This is a genomic window from Cryobacterium sp. PH31-O1 (assembly GCF_030063455.1).
Classification (GTDB): Bacteria; Actinomycetota; Actinomycetes; order Actinomycetales; family Microbacteriaceae; genus Cryobacterium.
Genome location: NZ_JASITB010000005.1, coordinates 217,315 through 237,635, shown reverse-complemented (window position 1 = coordinate 237,635; position 20,321 = coordinate 217,315). Strand labels below are relative to the sequence as shown.

The 20,321-nt window shown below is 66.7% G+C and carries 14 protein-coding genes and 1 pseudogene; 7 read left to right on the top strand and 8 right to left on the bottom strand.

Annotated elements, in window-relative coordinates; translation table 11 throughout:
* Window positions 1–5: 5 nt before the first annotated feature.
* From QMK31_RS12220 to QMK31_RS12200, 5 genes and pseudogenes are all read right to left on the bottom strand, one after another.
* Window positions 6–620, bottom strand: a pseudogene (locus tag QMK31_RS12220) (ECF transporter S component); the annotation flags it as partial.
* A gap of 209 nt (window positions 621–829) precedes the next feature.
* Complete coding sequence (locus QMK31_RS12215) at window positions 830–2,785, bottom strand: ATP-binding cassette domain-containing protein (protein WP_283501218.1); 1,956 nt, start codon at window positions 2,783–2,785, stop codon at window positions 830–832.
* Window positions 2,786–3,355 (bottom strand): hypothetical protein, encoded by a 570-nt coding sequence (locus tag QMK31_RS12210; RefSeq protein WP_283501217.1) that lies wholly within the window; start codon window positions 3,353–3,355, stop codon window positions 2,786–2,788.
* A 20-nt stretch (window positions 3,356–3,375) separates the two neighbouring features.
* Window positions 3,376–4,743, bottom strand: a complete 1,368-nt coding sequence (locus QMK31_RS12205; protein ID WP_283501216.1) for an O-acetylhomoserine aminocarboxypropyltransferase/cysteine synthase family protein — start codon at window positions 4,741–4,743, stop codon at window positions 3,376–3,378.
* A gap of 59 nt (window positions 4,744–4,802) precedes the next feature.
* A complete protein-coding gene (locus tag QMK31_RS12200; protein ID WP_283501215.1) occupies window positions 4,803–5,999 on the bottom strand; it encodes a MalY/PatB family protein in 1,197 nt (398 codons plus the stop codon).
* A gap of 133 nt (window positions 6,000–6,132) precedes the next feature.
* Between QMK31_RS12200 and QMK31_RS12195 the strand changes: the two genes are divergently transcribed.
* Window positions 6,133–8,364 carry a HelD family protein gene (locus QMK31_RS12195; protein ID WP_283501214.1) on the top strand — a complete coding sequence of 744 codons (2,232 nt, stop codon included), beginning with the start codon at window positions 6,133–6,135 and terminating at the stop codon, window positions 8,362–8,364.
* A 158-nt stretch (window positions 8,365–8,522) separates the two neighbouring features.
* Here QMK31_RS12195 and QMK31_RS12190 read toward each other — a convergent pair whose 3' ends face one another.
* Both QMK31_RS12190 and QMK31_RS12185 read right to left on the bottom strand, forming a co-directional pair.
* Complete coding sequence (locus QMK31_RS12190) at window positions 8,523–9,380, bottom strand: 3-hydroxyacyl-CoA dehydrogenase (protein ID WP_283501213.1); 858 nt, start codon at window positions 9,378–9,380, stop codon at window positions 8,523–8,525.
* A gap of 78 nt (window positions 9,381–9,458) precedes the next feature.
* On the bottom strand, window positions 9,459–10,157 hold the full coding sequence (locus tag QMK31_RS12185; protein WP_283501212.1) for a TetR/AcrR family transcriptional regulator: 699 nt from the start codon (window positions 10,155–10,157) through the stop codon (window positions 9,459–9,461).
* A 195-nt stretch (window positions 10,158–10,352) separates the two neighbouring features.
* On the opposite strand from QMK31_RS12185, the gene QMK31_RS12180 reads away from it, so the two are divergent.
* The 6 genes from QMK31_RS12180 (at window position 10,353) to QMK31_RS12155 (ending at window position 19,730) form a co-directional block, all read left to right on the top strand.
* Entirely contained in the window at window positions 10,353–12,476 is a 2,124-nt protein-coding gene (locus QMK31_RS12180; protein ID WP_283501211.1) for a S9 family peptidase, read from the top strand.
* A 152-nt stretch (window positions 12,477–12,628) separates the two neighbouring features.
* Window positions 12,629–14,173: a DUF3375 family protein gene (locus tag QMK31_RS12175; RefSeq protein WP_283501210.1), complete on the top strand. Its 1,545-nt coding sequence runs from the start codon at window positions 12,629–12,631 to the stop codon at window positions 14,171–14,173.
* A complete protein-coding gene (locus tag QMK31_RS12170; RefSeq protein ID WP_283501209.1) occupies window positions 14,166–14,870 on the top strand; it encodes a DUF4194 domain-containing protein in 705 nt (234 codons plus the stop codon). Before QMK31_RS12175 ends, QMK31_RS12170 begins: the two co-directional genes overlap by 8 nt.
* Window positions 14,867–18,286, top strand: a complete 3,420-nt coding sequence (locus tag QMK31_RS12165; protein WP_283501208.1) for an ATP-binding protein — start codon at window positions 14,867–14,869, stop codon at window positions 18,284–18,286. The genes QMK31_RS12170 and QMK31_RS12165 overlap by 4 nt, the downstream gene beginning before the upstream one ends.
* A 173-nt stretch (window positions 18,287–18,459) precedes the next feature.
* The gene (locus QMK31_RS12160; protein WP_283501207.1) at window positions 18,460–18,936 is read left to right on the top strand and encodes a DUF2231 domain-containing protein; all 477 of its coding nucleotides are present in this window, start codon (window positions 18,460–18,462) and stop codon (window positions 18,934–18,936) included.
* A gap of 176 nt (window positions 18,937–19,112) precedes the next feature.
* Window positions 19,113–19,730: a hypothetical protein gene (locus tag QMK31_RS12155; RefSeq protein ID WP_283501206.1), complete on the top strand. Its 618-nt coding sequence runs from the start codon at window positions 19,113–19,115 to the stop codon at window positions 19,728–19,730.
* 36 nt (window positions 19,731–19,766) lie between these two features.
* Here the strand turns inward: QMK31_RS12155 and QMK31_RS12150 are convergent, their stop codons facing one another.
* Window positions 19,767–20,237, bottom strand: a complete 471-nt coding sequence (locus QMK31_RS12150; protein ID WP_283501205.1) for a DoxX family protein — start codon at window positions 20,235–20,237, stop codon at window positions 19,767–19,769.
* Window positions 20,238–20,321 lie beyond the last annotated feature (84 nt).

Sequence of the window (20,321 nt, the reverse complement as noted above, 5' to 3'; positions counted from 1 at the left end):
CTCGCCTAACGGGCGGGACTCAGTCGGGCGCGGCGCAGTGCGGCGAGCACGGCTGGCCCGACCAGGGCGATACCGACCACCGTCGTGATCGCACGCACTGTGTCCCAGGTGAGCGTTGAGGTGATGAGCGAGTAGAGCGCGAACGAGGCCAGGTTCTGCCCGGGGTCCGCGCTCGCCGTGTAGGAGATGTCGGTGCCAGCGCCGACCGCGAACGGCCAAAACCAGAGGTTCATCAGAAGCCCGAACAGATATGAAGAGATGACGCCGTAGCCGGCGAGCAGGGCAATCTCCCCGCGGGCACCCCAGCGCTGGGCCGTCGCACTCCGCGGTCGCTCGTTCGACGAATACGCTTTCGGTCGGCGGCGGAGCAGCCCCGCACCGGCGCCCACCCAGCCGCAGGCGAACATCTGGAACGGGGTCCACGGACCGAAGCCGCCCCAGAGCAGCGAGGATACCGCGATGGTGAGCAGACCCAGCAGAAAACCGAACCGCGCGCCGTAGACTCGGCCGGCCAGAATGAGCAGCACGAACACGGCCTCGACCCCGCCAACGCCGGCACCGGCGATGCGCACCGCAGCGCCGACCGCCGACAGCACGCCGAGCAGCGCCACGGTTTTCGCCGTGTATATTTCGCGGTCCACGGTGAGGGCGAGGGCCACGATGAGCGCTGGAATGAGTGCGAACGCGACGATCGGAACCGCGACCTGTGCGTCGGCCGGCACCGCAGAGACGAAGAACGGCCAGGCGAAGGCGGCCGCGGCCAGCAGGCTACCCCCACCGAGAATGAACGAGGTCCAGCGGATGCTGCGGCGCGGGGACAACACAACGGTCACGACAGCACCTCGATTGGGGTCTCGAGCCGGCCCGCGCGCATGCGCAGGGTTCGCGTGGCGAGGCCGCGCGCAAAGTCGTCGTCGTGGGTGGCGAAGATGACCGCCGAGGCCTGACCGGCGGCCGTGAGCAGCGCCGAGCTGACGAGGGCACGCGCCCGGTGGTCGAGACCCCGGGTGGGTTCGTCGACGAGCAGCAGGGCGGGCCGGGCGGCGAGCTGAAGCGCCATCACGAGGCAGAGCCGTTCGCCGGCGGAGAGGTCGCGCGGGTGGCGCTGCAACAGGGGCGCGGCATCCGCTGTGCTGTCGAAACCGAGCAGGTGGGCGAACGTCGCTGCCGTGTCAGCGCCGACCAGCGTGCGATCGGCGCGGCGGCATTCCTCGGCCACGGTGATCGCAAACAACAGGTCATCGAAATTCTCCGGCACGAGCGCCACGGCCTGCCGACGCGTTCGCTGCTTGAGCGAATGAACATCGCGCCCGGCGACGACGACGATGTCGGCACCCGTCGGCAGCGCGATCGCGTGCAACAGGCTGCTCTTGCCGGCGCCATTGCTGCCGCAAAGTGCCACGAGCTCGCCGGCCTGCACCTGAAAGGACACCTCGTCGACGGCCAGCTCGGTTCGATGCCGAACACTCAGCTGACGGATGCTCGCGAGCGGCTCTGCAGCAACACTCGGGATCGGCGTCGGTGGGGCAATCTCGGCGATAGGCGTCGTCTGAATCTCCTCGGGGGAGATCTCGTGCAGGCGGCTGCCTTGAATCTGCAGCCAGGCATCCGCCACCCGGCTGAACTCGCGAGCGTTGTGTTCGACGATGACAACGCAGACGCCAGCCTCGTGGGCAAGCTGGCCAAGCACGGCGACGACCCGCTCGCGGGCGGCCGCGTCGAGGTTGGCGAGGGGTTCGTCAACGAGCAACAGGATGGGATGGTTCACGAGGGCCGCTGCGATCGCGACGAGGCTGGCTTCACCGGCCGAGAGACGCTCGATCGGGCGATCGACGAGGTGTTCGATCTGCAGCCGTGCGGCCACTTCGAGTACGCGGGCATGCACGATCGGCGGGGCGACATTGCGCACGGCGAGGGCAAAGCCGATCTCGTCGTGTACGGTTTCGGCGGCGAAGCCGAGCCGCACGTTCTGCCCGACCAACCCGACGAATCCGGCGGTGTCACGCGGGGGAGTTGACGCCCGGTCGACACCGGCAATGTCGATGCGGCCGTGCTGAACGCCGTCGTAGAAGTGCTGAAACAGGCCGCTCATGCTGTGCAGCAGGCTGGTCTTTCCCGATCCGGTGGCGCCGACGATCACGGTGAGGGTGCCGGGCACCAGCGTGACGGTGAGCTCGTCGAGGTGCCAGTTCGTCTGGTCAGGCCCGGCACCGAAGCTGAGCGCAGCATCCCGGAGCACTATGGGTGCCTCGCACACGCCCGTTACGACGCGGGTGGCCGCGAAGCCTCGGGATTCCATCGACGCCGCCAACGCGAGCGCGCGCTCGATGGTCTGCTCGAAAACCGGCACCAGCAGCGACGCGATCGACCGCTCACCGCGCAGGGCACGCGCGACCCGCACGCGCCGCACCGCCGTGAGGAGCGCCGGAAAGGTGGCCCAGGCGATCACGAGCGAGCGCGAAATGGCCCGCAGTGGTCCCCGGCTGGCGCCGCGGGCAAACAGGGCCTGCACGTTGACGACGGCGTTGAGCAGTCCGAAGAACACGATCACGGCGGCAACTGGAAGCGCACTCAGGGCGGCGTTGCCGAGCCCGACCACGGCGATCGGACCGAACATTGTTACGTGGCTGAACGGCCCGTCGAGGCGCAACCGGGGTAGCTCAACGAGCACTGTTCCTACGCCCGAGGCGCCACCAAACACCACGCGGTAGACGACCCGCAGCAGCACGAAGCCGACGGCGAGCACGACTGCCGCGCGCAGTGGGGCCAGGCGCAGACGAACCACTTAGCTGCCGGGCGTGGGTGTTTCGGTGCCGGTCGTGTAGACGAGTCCCACGGACTGGCCGGGCCTGACCTCAAGCGTGCCGAGGCCCTCCTGCGCGTAATCCCAGTCAGCGTCGGGGGTGGCCTTCACCCAGAGGGCCCAGTAGGCGTAGGCCGGCGGCATCGAGGCGCAGGTTTCGGTGAACGACTGCTGGCCCTCGACCACGACGGTCTCGTCGGCGGCCGGGCGGTCGTTGACGCGGCAGACGATCTGGTCGCCGTATTCCACGCTGCCCTCGGTCGTGACGCCGGTCGTGGCGAGGGTTTCGCTCGCGGCCAACGCCTCGGTCGCGTCGACACAGTCGGTGACCGTAGCGGCGTCGAGCGTGCCGTAGTCGACGACGACGGTGACGCCGGCGCAGTCGGCGGTGGAGGCATCCGCTTCGGCGGTTGCGGTTGCGCCGGCGGATGTCGGCGAGCCGGCGCGGGAATCGGCGGTGGCGCATCCGCTTAGGGCGGCGAGCAGAATGAGGGCGCCCAGTGGGGCGAAGGTGCGTTTGGGCAGGGTGAAAGTTGGCGCGGTGAGCTTCATTACTTCAGAGTACCTAGCGTTTAGAGGATGCCGGCGACTCGGTCGAGCCCCCCGCGTAGGTCAAGCAGAAGGTCATCCAGTGCTTCGATACCGACGGACAGGCGCAGCATCCCGGCGGTAATGCCGAGGCGGGCGTTGAGGTCGGGGGCAAACGACGCGTGAGTGGTGGTGAGCGGATGCAGCACCATCGAGCGGGTGTCACCGATTCCGGTCATGCGGCTGAACACCCGCAGGCCGTTCGTGAAGGCGCGGGCCCCCTCGGTGCCGCCCTTCACGGTGACGGCGAACACCGACCCGGTGCGGCCGTTGTAGTACTTCTGGGCGACCTCGTGCAGCGGGCTGCTCGGCAGGCCGGCGTAGTCGACGACCTCGACCTCTGGCTGTTCTTCGAGCCAGTGCGCGATGGCGATCGAGTTGTCGACGTGCCGTTCCATGCGCAGTGACAGGGTTTCGATGCCCTGGTGCAGCAGAAATCCGTTGAACGGAGAGAGGGATGGGCCGACGTCGTTGACGACGGCTTCGCGCACGTACTGGGCGAAGGCGGCCGGGCCGAACCGGTCGAGCAGTGCGGGCAGGCCGGGGCGCAGCGAGTCGGTCAACAGGGGGTAGCGGCGTGAGCTGGCCGCCCAGTCGAAGGTGCCGCCGTCGACGATCGCACCGGACACTCCGGCGCCGTGGCCGCTGAGAAACTTGGTGGTTGAGTGCACGACGATGTCGGCGCCGTGCTCGAACGGGCGGATCAGGTACGGCGTGGCCACGGTGTTGTCGACCACGAGTGGAATGCCGTGCCGGCGGGCGACCGCTGCGATGCGGGCGATATCGACAACGTCGTTGCGCGGATTCGGAATGGTTTCGGTGAAAATGGCCTTGGTCTCTGGCCGAATCACAGCGTCCCAGGCGGCGTCGGAATCGGTGTCCCAGACGTAGTCGACCTCGATGCCCATGCGGTGAAAGCTGCGGCCGAGCAGAATGCGGGTACCACCGTAGATGCTCGCGGTCGACACAATGTGCTCGCCCGACTCGGCCAGGGCGAACAGGGCGGCGCTGATCGCAGCCTGCCCGCTCGACACGGCGACGCAGGCGGTTCCGCCTTCGAGCGATGCGAGGCGTTGCTCGGCGACCGCGTTGGTCGGGTTGCCCTGCCTCGAATAGATGGGTTCGCGAGACCCGCCGTTGAACCGGGCGGCCCCGTCATCGAACGAGTCGAAGACGTAGCCGGCGCTGAGGGTGAGCGGCGGAATGCGCGCGCCGCGGTTCTCGTCGGCGTATTCGCCCACGTGCACCTGGCGGGTATCAAAGCTGAAGCCGTCCCAGTCGGTGATCGGCGCCACGACCTCGGTAGCGTCAGAATTCAGTAGTGAAGCGGATGCTGCTGCTGGCGTGGCCATGGAACTTCCTGTTGCGTGGGTGTGGGACTGGAGCGGGGCATCCGTTGTGGACGGCGGCATCAGGCCGCCGGCGCAACCAGCGGCGGTGCCGACTTCTCGGTGGCGACCCGCGCGACGAGGGCCGCGATGCGGGCGACGGCCTCGCGCAGGGTGTGCGGGGAGCAGGCCAGGTTGAGGCGGGCGAAGCCGTGGCCGCCGAGGCCGAAGCATTCGCCGTTGTTGAGGGCGACACGGGCGTCGTCGAGAATGCGCTGGTACGGGCTCTCGCCCAGACCCAGATGGCGCAGATCCAGCCAGGCGAGGTAGCTGGCGCGCGGCCGGTGGTAAATCACGGCGGGCAGGTGTTCGCGGAGCAGTTCAGAGAGCAGTAAATCGTTGGCGACAATTTGGTCGATGGCATTGTCGAGCCAGTCGGTACAACCGAACGCGGCGATGTTCGCGTGCAGGCCGAGGATGCTGGTGCGACAGGCAACCTCCTCGGGCAGCGTGTTGAGCAGGGCGTTGGTGGCGTCATCGACGGCGATGACGAGCGCACACTTGAGTCCGGCCACGTTCCAGCCCTTGCTCGCCGAGGTCACCGTGACCGCGCGGGCTCCGGCCGTCAGGGCCAGCGGGGCGAACGGGGTGAACGCGACACCGGGGTAGGTCAGCGGCGCGTGGATCTCGTCGGAGATCACGAACACGTCGTACTGCGCCGCGAGGCGGGCGAGCGCTTCGAGCGTCGAGCGGTGCCAGACGATGCCGTGCGGGTTGTGCGGGTTGCACAGCAGAAACGCGTCGATGCCGCTCGCGAAGCTGGTTTCCAGTGCCGCCAGGTCGAGCACCCAGCTGTCACCCTGCTCGAGCAGCGGTGTTTCGATAACGGATGCCGCAGCCTCTTCCACGAGTTCGTAGAACGGCGGGTAGACCGGCGGGGTGATCGCGACGCGACCGCCGGCCGGAACGGCCAGGCGGAGGGCCTCGACGATGCCGACGCTCACATCGGTCGCGAGGTGCACGTGGCTCGGGTCGACGGTCCAGCCCCAACGGCTGAGGGCGAACTCGGCGAATGCCGGAGCGAGCGGGCCGGGGCCGTCGAGGTAGCCGGTGTCAGAGGCCTGCACCCGCTCGACCAGGGTGGCGACGATGGCCGGAGCGAGGGGATAGTCCATCTCGGCAACGAACAAGGGAAGTACGTCGGCGGGAAACCGAGTCCACTTGATGCTGCTGCGCTCGCGCCGGATATGATCCAGCGGTGCGACCTCGATGACTGACATGACCACAGCATGTTCCCGCCGGCGCGAATAAGCGAACAGGTACGTAAACATTCGACACATGCGGGCCTCGCAACACACAGCAAGGCCCACACCGACCGCGACTAAACTAGGGACTTCGGTTTAAGGGGTGTTCGTGATCGACCAGGAGCTTGTTCGGGAACAGAACTATGTGCAGGCGCTGTACGCACGGCTGGACGCGCTGGCGTCAGAGGCCGCCGATCAGCTGATTGCGGTGCGCCGCCTCGACGTGGGCGGTAACCACCAGTCCCGCAGCGAACGCGACACCTTCGCGCGCCTTTACGAAGACCGCATTGTGCAATTGCGCGAGGTCGACGATCGGCTCGCCTTCGGCCGGCTGGAAACGATGCCCGACGGCTCCGGCGACTCGGTCTACCGCTACATTGGCCGGGTCGGGCTGCGCGATGAAGACCACAAGCCGTTGCTGTTGGACTGGCGGGTGCCGCAGGCGAGTGCGTTCTACCAGGCCACCGCCGCCACGCCGCTCGGCGCCCGGGCCCGCCGTCACCTGCTCTCCAAGGGTCGCAGCATCATTCGCATCGAAGACGAGATTCTCGACGCGGCACTTCTGGCAGACCCGTCGGCCACCACACATCAGGGCGAGGGCGCACTGCTCGCGGCCCTCACGGCCCAGCGTACCGGGCACATGTCCGACATCGTCTCGACCATTCAGGCGGAGCAGGACCGCATAATCCGCTCGGAGCTGGCCGGTGTTCTCGTCGTTCAGGGCGGGCCGGGTACGGGCAAAACCGCCGTGGCCCTGCACCGGGCTGCCTACCTGCTTTACACGCACCGGGATCGCCTGCGCGACAGTGGCGTGCTCATCATCGGCCCATCACGCTCGTTCCTGCAGTATATCGAGGCGGTGCTGCCCTCGCTCGGCGAGACCGGCGTTGTGCTCGCGTCGGTCGGGCAGCTCTTTCCCGGCGTCGAAGCGACCAGAGAGGATGCCCCGGCCGTCGCGGCTCTCAAAGGCCAGGCCTTCATGGCCGACCTCATTGCCCGGGCCGTGCATTCCCGGCAGCGCACCCCGTCGGCCCCGCAGGTGCTGGTCGTGAACGGCGACCGCATCGTGCTGCAGTCGGAACTCGTGGCGCACGCGATTGCGCGCGCTCGCGGCACCGGCAAGACGCACAACGAGGCCAGGGTCACGTTCGTGAAGACCGCCATCAATGCCCTCTCCCGGGTGTGGCTCGAACAATTACAGAAGCAGGGCCGGTCGATGGACGACACCGACCTGCCCATGCTGCGCGAAGATCTGCGCCTGGCCGATGACGTGCGGGTGGCGCTCAACACCGCGTGGCTGCCGCTGACCCCACAAAGACTGCTGCAAGACCTCTATGCCCGGCCGCAGTGGCTGGCCGAGCTGACCCCGCGCTGGCGCTACGCCCAGCGTAAGCTGCTCGCCCGCGGGCGAGCGGCGGAGTTCACGATCGCCGACATTCCGCTGCTCGATGAGGCGGCCGAGCTGCTCGGTGAGTACAACGCGGTCGACCAGGCGAAGAAGCGCGCGCTCAAGGAGCAGCGCAAGCGTGACGTGGAGAACGCCGAAACGGCCATCGAGAACATGCAGGTGAAGGGCCTGGTCAACGCGAAAGATCTCGCCGCCAGTTTCGCCGAACTCGATGAACGGGCCACGACCAGTGAGCGTGCCGCGCGGGATCGCAGCTGGACGTACGGCCACGTGGTCATCGACGAAGCGCAGGAACTCTCGCCCATGCAGTGGCGGCTGGTGCTGCGGCGCGGTCCGCGTCGGTCGTTCACGATCGTTGGCGACATTGCCCAGGCGGCGAGTGCTGCGGCATCCGCTAGTTGGAAAGAGGCGTTGCAGCCGGTGCTCGACGGTTCGCCCGAAGCCGATCGCTGGCGGCTCGAAGAGCTGACGGTGAACTATCGCACGCCGAGCCAGATCGCCACGGCGGCCGAGACGGTGGCCCTGTCGCATCAATTGCAGATCACACGATCACGCACGGTGCGCTCGAGTGAATGGCCGGTCGACACGGTAGCGGATGCCGCGACGGCGGTGCGCCGAGACCGTGCGTTGGGGGCCGGCGGCACCCTCGCCGTGATCGTCGTCGACGCCGGTATCGATACGCTCGAAGCGACGCTGCGGGCCGAGTTTGGAGACCTGCTCGGGGTCGGGGCGCTCGGCCTGACCCGCCCGATCGCGCTGCTCACGCCCCAGGATGCGAAGGGGCTGGAGTTCGATGCGGTCATCGTCGTCGACCCGGCGGCCATTTTGGCCTCCTCGGAGCGTGGCGCCGGGGCGCTCTATGTCGCGATGACCCGGGCCACGCAGCGGTTATACCTGGTGGGCGATGCTCCGCTCGGCGACGCCCTGAACTGAGCCTCGTCGTCGGGCAGGTACCAAACTGCGGAGAATCGGCCACCCCCGACCGGGATCATCGGTCAGCGCCTGGTCACCGCCCGAGGCTTAACCCGGTGGCGGGCGAGATCTCCGCACTTTTGCACGGCCACCGGGCCACGCGAGCTATGACTGGCGGGCTACTGGGCGTAGCTGTAGAAGCCTTCGCCGGTGCTTAGGCCGAGCTTGCCCTGGTCGAGGTAGTTCTTCTTGAGGTATTCGGCGAATTTTTGTTGCTTGGGACCGGCCGTGGACGAGATGTTGTAGGCGGTGGTGAGTCCGACGATATCGAAGATCTGGAACGGTCCGGCCGGGGCGCCGGTGCCGATGCGCCAGGTCTTGTCGATCATCTCGGGTTCGGCGATGCCGTCCACGAGCAGGTCGGCGGCCGCGTCAAGCAGCGGAATGAGTAGGGAGTTCAGCAGGTAGCCGGCCTTCTCCTTCTTGATCTCGATCGGAACCATTCCGATATCGCCGGCAAATTCGGCGACCGTCGCATAGACGGCCGGATCGGTCAGCGCCGTCCCCATGACCTCCGCGGTGTTGTGCACCCAGACGTGGTTGGCAAAGTGCAGCGCGAGAAAGCGGTCAGGGCGACCGGTGAACCCCATGAGGTCGCTCGGCAGCAGCGTCGATGAGTTCGTCGCGAAAATAGTTCTTGCCGGGGCGAGAGCTCCGAGGCGGGTGTAGGTGTCTTTCTTGATCGCGAGGTTCTCGGGGATGGCCTCGATGACCAGATCGGCATCGTGCACGGCCGCGGCGAGGTCGCTCGAATAGGTGATGTTATCGAGGGCCCGCTCGGCCGCGCCGTCAGCACCGCCGGCAACGTCGGTCGCGTAGGTGTCGGCGAGGGTGCGAAAACGTGCCTTGGCGGTCTCCAGAACCGTGTCGGTGATGTCGTAGGCGACCACCTTGAAGCCGTGGAACGCGGTCTGGTAGGCGATCTGGGAGCCGAGAACGCCGGTTCCGAGAACGGTGATGTTGGTCAATGTGGTCATGGTTCGTCCCTTTATCGTGATGCTGAATAGCATGGTGTTGGTTTGTCGTACGGAGCGGGTTAGGGCGCGTCGAGAGCGCTATCCTGGCGGGCCTGGTGCGAGAAAGCCCCGCGTAATGAGCTCAATCTGGCTGGCCAGGACGGCTATGAAATCGGTGAAAGGCGTTCCCGACAGGGCGGCCCGAGCGAGCTCGAGGTGGAGCACGTTGGAAACTGCGCGTGCGGCGAGCGTCGGGTCTCTTGCGGCAGTGGGCGCGCCGGCAGCGGGCGAGGTATAGGCAGAGGCAGCCGACAGGATGCCCGCGATGGCATTCTGCAAATCGGCCACGAGCACGAGGGCTTCGGCGCGATAGCGCTCACTCGGTTCACCGAACAGGATCTCGCGCTGATAGGCGGCGGTGTTGGCGTCGCCTCGCCGCCCGGCCTCGATCAGCGGAGTGAGCAGGGTCAGGATGCGCCGCGCTGGTTCGGTGGCGGTGGATTCATCAGCGGAAACGCTCACCCGGCCGAGGTCGAGGTTTCGGCGAAAATCGTCGTTGCAGACCATCAACAGCAGTTCGGCCTTGGTCGAGGCGTAGCGAAACAGGGTGCCGTTGGCTACATCGGCCCGTTCAGCGATCTGCTGCGTAGTGACAGACGCATAGCCGTGTTCGGCGAAGAGCTCGGCGGCGGCCGCGAAGATGCGGGCCTGTTTAGCTTCCTTGCTGCGTTCCCGGCGGCCGGCACTCACGGTTACGCGGGCGCTGGCCGGGGCGTCTGTGTGTTGGTTTGACCGCATCCGCTTCCCACCCGATTCCCTTGCGTTCGATTTCACGGCACCTGAATTCACTGCACTAGATTTCACTGCTGCAAATTTACTCGGCGTCCGGGTCAATAGTGGAGTGGAATCATTTCTGAGTGTACTCCGTTATTTACGAGCGCGAACGAATGTTCAGGCAGGGGCCTGCGCAGGAGCGTCGGCTAGCGTGGAGGCATGACATTGGAGTCCTCGCCCACGCCCTTTTCGAGCCTCGACGATTTCATCGCGTTGCCCCGCGTTGAGAGCGTCACGCTCTCGCCCGACGGGCAACGGGCCGTGCTCACTGTCGCTACCCTCGTGCCTGATCAGACCAGCTATGAGCGGGCACTCTGGTCGGTGCCCGCCGATGGTTTCGGGGTTCCGACCCGCCTCACCCGGTCGGCAAAGGGGGAATCCCAAGCGGCGTTCACTGCCGCGGGCGACGTTCTGTTCGTCTCCGCACGGCCAGGCCCAGCTTCTGCTGAGAAAGATGTCGAAACTGCCCAGCTCTGGCTGCTGCCCGCCGCCGGCGGTGAAGCACGCGCGGTCACCGGCCTCACCGGCGGAGTGTCAGGCATCGCCGCGGTGGCGACCGCCGCCAACTCTCTCGTGATCGCCGCCGATCTGCTGCCTACCGCCACCGACCTTGAAATCGAGGGCGCCGCCCGCAAGGAGCGCACCGAGAAGAAGGTCGCGGCCATTTTGCACGAGAGCTATCCGGTGCGCTACTGGGACCACGACCTCGGCCCCGCAGTACCCCACCTGCTCAGCCTCGATCTTGCCGACCTGCACGACAGGATCGGCTCTCCGGGCAGTCCGCCCAGTCCGGCGACCCCGAGCGACACGGCAGCGGATGCCCCCGCTCCCTACCCCGCCGATCTCCCGCGCCCCCGAGACCTCACGCCCACCCCCGGCCGCACCATGGATACCTCCGGGCAGGCCCTGACCCCCGACGGAGCCACGCTCGTCGTGGCGCTGCGGGTGGCCGAGCAGCGGTCTGGCCGTTACGTTTTGGCGTCCATCGACGTTGCGACCGGCACCCAGACCATCCTGTTCGACGAACCGAAGGTCAACTTCGAGTCGCCGGCCGTGAGCGTCGACGGTCTGTTCATCGCGTACGTGCGAACCGCCGTCAGTACCCCGGAGGGTCCGGCCGACCAGGAGATCTGGGTCGCCAACCTCGACGGCGGCCACCCCCGTCGCCTCGCAGCCACCTGGGACCGCTGGCCGACCAGCCTGAACTTCGATGCACCCCGAGACGGAGTCACGACCGCGCTCATCGTCACCGCTGACCACGACGGTCGCGGACCAATTTTTCGGGTGCCGCTTGACGGCGCACCGCCCGAACAGCTCAGCGTTGACGACTTCAGCTACAGCAACGTCTGCGTCGACGCCCAGACCGGCGACCTCGTGGCCTTGCGTTCCTCGTGGATCGCACCGGCACATCCGGTGCGGATCAGCCGTTCCGGAGTCATCACCACGCTCGCCACGCCGGCCGCCCTGCCCCCGGTGCCCGGCACGATCACCGAGGTGGAGACCCTGGCCGAGGACGGATCGCGGGTGCGCGCCTGGCTACTGCTGCCTGCGGAAGCGTCGGCGCAGCATCCGGCCCCGCTATTGCTGTGGATTCACGGCGGTCCGCTGAACAGCTGGAATGCCTGGAGCTGGCGCTGGAGCCCGCTGCTGGCTGTCGCGCGCGGCTACGCGGTGCTGCTGCCCGATCCCGCGCTGTCGACCGGCTACGGCCTGGATTTCATCGCGCGGGGCTGGAATGCCTGGGGTGCCAAGCCATACACCGATCTGCTCGCAATCACGGACGCCGCAGAAACGCGCCCCGAGATCGACCAGACGCGCACCGCGGCGATGGGTGGATCGTTCGGCGGCTACATGGCCAACTGGGTTGCCGGGCACACCGACCGGTTTCGGGCCATCGTGAGCCACGCGAGCCTGTGGTCGCTCGATCAGTTCAACGGAACGACCGACAATTCGAAATATTGGCAGAGCATCTTCTCGAAGCAGGGCATGATCGACAACTCGCCGCACCAGGCCGTGCGCGACATTCGCACGCCGATGCTCGTGATTCATGGCGACCACGACTATCGGGTACCGATCGGCGAGAGCCTGCGACTGTGGTCGGAACTGGCCGAGCACCATGCCAACGCCGACGGAAGCACCCAACACAAGTTCCTCGTCTTTCCCGATGAGAACCACTGGGTGTTGAAACCGCAGCACGCGGTGATCTGGTACGAGACCGTGTTCGCTTTTCTCGACCAGCACGTGCACGGCACCGACTGGAAACGACCGCGCCTGCTCGGCTGAGTGGCCCGGCCCGCGGTAGAGGTCACGGCCAAACCCCGCCCCACGCGACCGACCGGATTCACCCGGCATCAAAGTTGCGCGGGGCGGGTCGTGCGCCGTACCGGGCACCCCGGAGTTTCGGTTAAAGTGGAGAGCTGGAGAGGAACCAGCTATTGAGTGATATTGCGGGCGAATTGGCGCGGGCGCGCGAAGCCTTCGACAAACCCACCCTGCGCCTGCTCGACCGCAAATGGGCACCGTTCGTGCTCGCGGTGTTCAAGAGCTCGTTCAGCCGCGATCGCCGCAGCGTTCCCTGCGAGCTGCTGCACACCCAAGTGGATGCCTACCTCGCCGACCTCCGCAGCACCGGTATCGACGCCCCCGAGAAAACCGGCCGGGCCCTGTGCGTGCAGTGGATGAACGACCTCTGGCTGTACCGGGAGATCCGCGACGCTAAAGACGACGGCGGGGGTCAGGTGGAGCACTACTCGCTCACCAGCCACGCCCTCGAAGCCCTGCTGCTGGTCGACGGACTGGCCAGCGATCGGGCGCTGATCAGCGAATCCCGCCTCGCGACGATCGTTGACACCGTGCGGCACCGCGCCACCGAGGCCAACCCCGATCGCGAGGAGCGGGTGCGCCGCCTCGACCGGCAGATTGACGAACTGACCAGCGAACGTGACCGTCTCGCCGGCGGCGGCGTGATTGCGGCCGCTTCGAACGTGCAGATGCACGAGGGCTATGCGAACGTCATCGACCTCATCGCGCAGCTGCCGAGCGACTTCAAACGGGTTGAAGAGTCGGTTGCCGCCATGCACCGCCAGATCATCAACGACTTCCGCGGTGAGGACCGTCCGATCAGCGAAGTCCTCGACGACTACCTGGCTAAGACGGATGCCCTCATGTCATCGACCGCTGAGGGTCGCGCCTTCGAGGGTGCGTTCACCCTGCTGCGCAACGACTCCCTCATGCAGGGGCTGAAAGCCGACCTCGAGACGATTCTGCTGCATCCGTTCGCCCTCGAGCTGAGCCTGACCGAACGCCGCAGCTTCATGAGCACGGTGACCCTGCTGCGCAAGGGCATCGATGACGTGCTGACCCAGCGCAAGGGGCTCACGACTACCCTGCGCGAGCACATCGTCAACCACGACGTGGTGAAAGACCGAGAGCTCGAGCATGTGCTGCGCGACATCAACCGCGAACTTGCCACCTGGATGCTGACCGCCGGTCCGCGCTCCACGGTGACCGCGGAGCTCATGCCAGGTACCCTCGAGGTGGAGCATCTGCGTGAGCGCTTTTACGATCCGGACGCCCACCTGGGTCCGCCCGCGTTGGCCGACGTGTCAGATACGGCCCCGGCCGGGCCGAGCCTCGGGGACCTGCGTCAGCAGGGCGGTCCGCTGCTCGAGGAGCTGCGCGACGCGCTCGTGGCGGCGTTTGGGGCGGGTGCCGGCGCGAATTCAGCAGCGGGGGAGGCGGCATCCGTTGGCAGCGCGTTCAACGGGTTCGACGCGAGCCTGCGCCGGCCGGTCGAGATTCTCGGCCTGCTGCAACTGGCCGCCCAGCTGGGCGTGCCGGGCAGCCCGGTGGGCTTGGAAAGCTTTGAAACGGTGCGACCGGATGGCTCGACGCGGGTTTTCGACCTGCCGCGCCGCACCCTGACCGACGACGACATGGCGGCCCTGGCCGCCCAGAATTTGGGTTCCGAGCATGAATGACGACCTGACCGACGACCTGACCGACGACCTGACCGACGACCTCGCTATCGACAGCGAACCGGCGAGTCTGTCCCTGTTCGAGGGCGATGAGGGCGCACTCAGCGTGGAACAGCGCCGCACGCTCGTGCTGCTTTTGAAACACCGCTACATCTCGGCGGCGCTGCAGCCGGCCGAATGGCAGACGTTGCTCAGGTCGCAGAGCCTGCTCAAATCACGCCTCAACGACGTTTTTCTCGACCTGCACGTCGACCTGCACTACGAGGTCGCGTTCAAGCGGCAGGCCCTCGCCGAGGGGGGTGAACGGTTTCCCACGCTGCTGCATGACGTGGCCTACACCCGCGAAGAGACCATTCTGCTCGTGCTGCTGCGGCAGCGTTTTCGCAGCGAACGCGCCAACGGCCAGGAGATCGTGCTGGTCGACCGCGACAACCTGGTCGAGAACGTCGCGCACTTTCGCCCCGAGTACGCCACCGACCGCTCCGGTGACGCCCGTAAGGCAGCGACAGCCGTCGACAGCCTGGCCAAGGCACGGGTGCTGCTGAAAACCAGTGATCCAGACCGGTTTCGCATTTCGGCGGTGATCGAGGTGCTGCTGTCGGTGGAACGCCTCGGCGAACTGCTCGACTGGCTACGCGAAGAAAACAGCGGAGAAATTCGCCCTGCAGATGACGAACCGCTTTTGGAGCCCCTGGTATGAACGATTCCCCGCTGTTCTACATTGACGGCGCTACTGAGGGCACCACCCAGTGGCAGGCCGAATCGATGCAACTGGTCAACTGGGGTGGTTTTCACGGCCACCACGAGATTGACTTTTCCCGGCAGGCCACGCTCGTCTCCGGTGCGTCCGGCACGGGCAAGAGCAGCCTGCTCGACGCCTACCTCGCCCTCATGATGCCCTCAGACACCCCGTTTAACGGAGCCTCCAACGATGCCGGCTCCGGGCGCGCCCGCAGCGTCGATCAGCGCAACCTGATGACCTATCTGCGCGGTAAGACCGACGCCAACCGGGAAGCCGGCACGGGTGAACTGACCGACCAGGTGCTGCGCGGGGCGCACGAAGCCACCTGGGGCGCCGTCGCCCTGACCTTCATCGACGACAACCAGCGTCGCTTCACCGTGCTGCGGGCCTACTTCGTGCCGCGCGGAGCTCACAAATTCGCCGACGTCACCATGAAAATGGCCACCACAGACGGCTACCTCGACCTGCGCGACCTTGCGACCTGCGCTGAGAGCCGGTTCGATAAGCGAGCGCTTAAGGCCAGGTTTGACAGCCTGGATGTTTTTGACTCCTATGCAGCCTTCGCCCAAACGCTGTATACCCGCCTCGGAATAGGTGCCAACGGTGAGGGCGGTAAGGCACTGCGCCTGCTCGCCCGCATCCAGGCCGGCCAGCAGGTGAAAACGGTCGACGGTCTGTATAAGTCGATGGTGCTCGAAGAGCCTGCGACCTTCGCTGCGGCCGACAAAGCGGTCGACCACTTCGAAGACCTCGAACGTTCCTACGGCGCCATGGTCACCGAGGCGCAGAAGGCCCAGGTGCTCGAACGCCTACCCGAGCTCAACTCGTCCTACGAGGCCGCGACGGCCCAGTCCGACCTGGTCGACACCTTCGGGGTGCACCGACCAGGAGACACCCCCTTCGTGCTCTGGCAGCTGCAGACCGAGCAGACCCTGCTCGAGAACGCCGCCGACACCAACCGGACCGCCCGCCGCGAGAACGAGACCGCCCGGGCCAAGGCCCGCGACGAAGAGACGGCGCTGAAGACTCGGGTCGCGCAGTTGCAACAGCAGCAGCGCGAAAACGGCGGCGACGTGCTCGAACGGCTGCAGGTCGAACTCGTGCACCTCAGCGACCAGCACGACGCTGTGGCTCGAGAGCGAGCCGGTTTCGACGACCGGGTGCGTTCGCTGGCTGCGTCGATGGATTCCGCGCCGATCGACTCCGCCGACTCGTTTGCGGCCGCCCAGCAGGGCGCTGACCTGTTTGCCGCCGGGTTCGTGGCCGCCGAGACCGCACTGGAAGCGACCCGCTCTGCGCTGCAACGCGAGTCGTACCCGGTGGAGGAGGGCATCCGCTCGCTCAAGCAGGAACGGGCGTTTCTGACCGGGCGGGAGAGCCTGGTGCCGTTCGCCTTGCACAATGCCCGGCTGATGATCGCCGAGGCCGCCGGTATTCCCGCCGAGGAGTTGCCGTTCGTGGCCGAACTGATCGACCTCGCCGCCGGCGAAGAACAGTGGCGGCAGGCCGCCGAGGTGACCCTGGCGTCGGTTGTGCGGGTGATGCTCGTCGACGAGACCCGGCTCACGCACCTGAGCGCGGCGATCGATCCGCTGCAACTGCCGCTGCGCATCCACTTCGAGGGTGTGGCGCTGCAGCCGCACCATCACCTCGCCGGTGACTCCCGCTACGTGTCGGGCAAGCTCGACGTGAAGGACTCGCCGTTCAGCGGCTGGGTGCAGGCGCGCCTGCGGTCATCGAACCTCGACGCGTTGTGTGTGGCGGGCCCGTCCGAGCTGGGTGGCGCGTCCGAATCGGGTGGCGCCGGCGCACGGGTGACCCCGAGCGGGCAGACCCGTAACGGTGCCCGCGGCGCCCACGGTACTAACGCGAGCCAGAAATCGATCATCGGGTTCTCCAGCCGCGCCCGCCTCGACGACATCACGGCGGAGTTGAGCGTGCAGGGGCTGGTGGCTGACGCTGCCGCGGGGCGGGCATCCGCTGTCGCTGAGCAACTCGGTGAGTTGCGCCACCGGCAGGCCGCTCACCAGCACATTCTCGACACCGACTGGTCATCGATCGACGTCGCGGCCGCCGCGACGCGCATTCTCGAGAAGAAGTTTGAACAAGAGCGGATGCTGGCCGGCAGCGACATTTTGCGCGCCCTGAGTGATGAAGAGGACCGGCTCACCCTGGAACTCGACGCCGCCCAGAAGCGTAAGCACGCGACCGAGCAGATCGGCGCGGCGCTGGGTGAGGAACAGGGCAGCATCGTCGACGGGCAGGACACGGTGAACGACCGGCTCGAACGGATCGAACGGACCGCGAGCCTGACCCTGTCCGCGGAGCATTCCGAACACCTCAGCGAGCAGTTCGCGCTGGTCACCGACCAGAACGATCTCGCCGGCTTTCCCGGCGGCCTGAAGCGCCTGCGTGAAAGACTCATTGCCCAATCGGCGCAGGATCGGGGTCTTGCCGCCCGGGACCGTGCCGCCATGATCGGCATTTTTGAGAACTACCAGGCGCGCTGGCCCGACCCGAACATCGGTGTCGCGCTTGAGTCGGTCACGAGCTACACCGACATTCTCGACGCCATCCGCACCCTCGGCCTGTCCGAGCGGCGTCAGGAATGGAAACGCCGGCTGTCGGCGTGGAGCGGGCAGGACCTCGTGCCACTCACCGGCGCGTTCAATACGGCGATCGAAGAGATCGAAGACCGCCTGCGGCCGATCAATGAGATCCTCGCGACCCTGCCGTTCGGTGCCACCCGCGACCGCCTGCAGATTTCACTGCGGCGGCTGCACCGCGATGACGCCACTGCGTTTCGCACGGAGCTCAAGGTGCTCTCCTCGGGGTCGACGGAGCAGTTCACCGACGATGAAACCGAAGACCGGTTCACTCGGCTACAGCAGTTCATGAGTCTGATCCGTCGTCCCGGCGGCCTGACTGGTTCCAACACCCCGAGCAGCGCACAGCGTGAGATGCTTCTCGACGTGCGTGCGCACGTGGAGATCACCGCTGTGCGGGTGACGCAGGAGGGCGTGGAAGTCAGCACCTATTCCTCCCTCGGTGGCAAGAGCGGTGGCGAATCGCAGGAACTCGTGGCGTTCGTGGTTGGCGCTGCCCTGCGCTTTCAGCTCGGCGATGAAAGCCGTACCCGGCCGCGCTTCGCCCCGGTGTTTCTTGACGAGGGCTTTGTGAAATCCGACGCTGAGTTCGCCGGCCGGGCTGTCGCCGCGTGGAAGGGGCTCGGTTTTCAGCTCATCGTCGGCGCGCCGCTCGACAAGGTCACCGCGCTCGAGCCGCATGTGCAGCTCGTGCTGTCGATCACCAAGAACACGACGACTGGATATTCCTACATCACCCCGCTGGCATCGCCGCAAGCCGCGGCGTAGCGGAAACAGCGCACGGAGACGGTGGTGACACCCGCAGCTGGCCGGGCCGCCGCATCCGCTTAGCGCAGGCTGTCCTTCGTGGCGACACCCGCACCCCGTCCCTAACATCGACGTAGAGACGCGCGTTCATTCTGGAGAACCTGCGCCGAGACGACTCATCTGTGGGGATAATCATGTTTGACACCTTTTTCGGACTGCCCATGCATCCGCTCATCGTGCACGCGACCGAGGTCGTGGTTCCGACCGCAGCGCTGATACTGCTTCTGGCAGCCTTCTGGCCGCGCTTTCGCCGCTGGGCCAAGCTCCTGCCGCTCGGGCTGACCCTGGCCGCGCTCGTGCTCGTGCCGTTGTCGACTGAATCGGGGGAAGCCCTGGAGGAGCGGGTTTCCGAGAGCGCCCTCGTCGAAACTCACGCTGACCTGGCCGAAGGGCTGCTGCCCTGGGTGATCGGAATGGTCCTCATCGCGGCCGTGCTGTTCTTGTGGAACCTCAAGAAGGCGCCCACGACCCGGGCGCCGAAGTGGGTCGCCATCGTCATCGCCGTAGCTGCGCTCGGGGCTTCGTCGGGCACACTGGTGCAGGCCATCCTGATCGGTCACAGCGGGGCGACCGCCGTGTGGTCCGAAGACATGGGCACTCCGGCGCAGTAGCGCGGCGACGGCGCCAGTAGCGCAGCCACGGCGCCAGTCACCTGGGCGACCTTTGGTGAGCGGACCGGCTGTCGGGGTGCACCGGCCTGGGCGTAACATGTCTGCGTGTCGGTCGTGCGTTCATGTGGCCGACCCGAGCACACCCACCGACCGGGGTTTGGGACTGGAGTCAAATCGTGACCCGCACGCGGCGCCTGAATCGCAATCCCAGCTTTCGCAACCCCAGTTTTCTCTCCACCTGGCTGCTCTGGTTGGTTGGGTTTCTGGCATTTCCGATCGCCGGCCTGGCGGGCACCGCGGTGGGCGGGCGGGTCAGTAATCCCGTTTCGGCTCTGATCGGCGGTGCGGTCTGCGGGGTTGTCATCGGCGTCGGACAGGTGCTGGTCAGTCGGCGGCGCCTCGATCCGTTGATCTGGATTCCCTTGACCGGGATCGGCATGGGCATCGGGCTGCTGCTCGGATCGACCGTCGTAAACTATCGCACGACCTTGGCCGAACTGGCCCTGATGGGAGCGATCACCGGACTGGTGCTGGGTGCGGCGCAGGCGGTCGCGCTACCGCACCGCACCCGGCGACGGTGGCTGTGGGCCCTCGGCGTGGCCGGGCTGTGGGCGCTCGGCTGGACGTTGACAACGCTGGCCGGGGTCAACGTGGAGGCACAGTTCACGAACTTCGGCGCGATCGGAGCGGTGACCTTCACGGCCCTGTCCGGGCTTCTCCTGCACGTCCTGCTGCCCTTTCATCCCGAATCGGGCATGTGGTTGCGCGCGCGCCCCATCCCGACTGCGCCCTAGCGCGTCAAGCGCGCGCTCACCCCCAGCGGGGTTCATTTAGCGGCCTGCGATACGTGACCTCCGCACAGCCGCTCGGGAGCGACGGTACCGCCATGCACCGGTGGCCCACAGCGCCCACAATACGAGCAAGGGTTGAAAAGCGAGGCGGATGCCCCGCGACAGATCCGAGTTCAGCCCGAACGAATCCGTGGCTGTGACGAATTGCGAGATGTTGCCGGGAAAGATGGCCACGAAGAATGCAGCCACCGTCCAACCGACAGCAACCCGCCACCGGTGCAGCGCGAGCAGTGCGAGTCCAAGGGTGATTTCGGCGATTCCGGAAAGTACAACGACGAGGTCGGGCTCGAGGGGCACCCAGGAAGGCACCTGCGCTTGAAATGCGTCACGATTGAACGTGAGATGGCTGATTCCGGCCAGCAGCAGGAAGGCCCCGAGGGCGAGCTGGCCGAGCAGTCGCGGCATCGAACGCACGGGCGGGGCTGCCTCGGGAGGTTGTGAGAGAGTCATTGCATTGAGTGTAATTGTTCGACCGTCCACTGGCCCGCGGCGATGAAGCTAAAGTTGGAGCGCGACGTCACGCGGGAACGAACC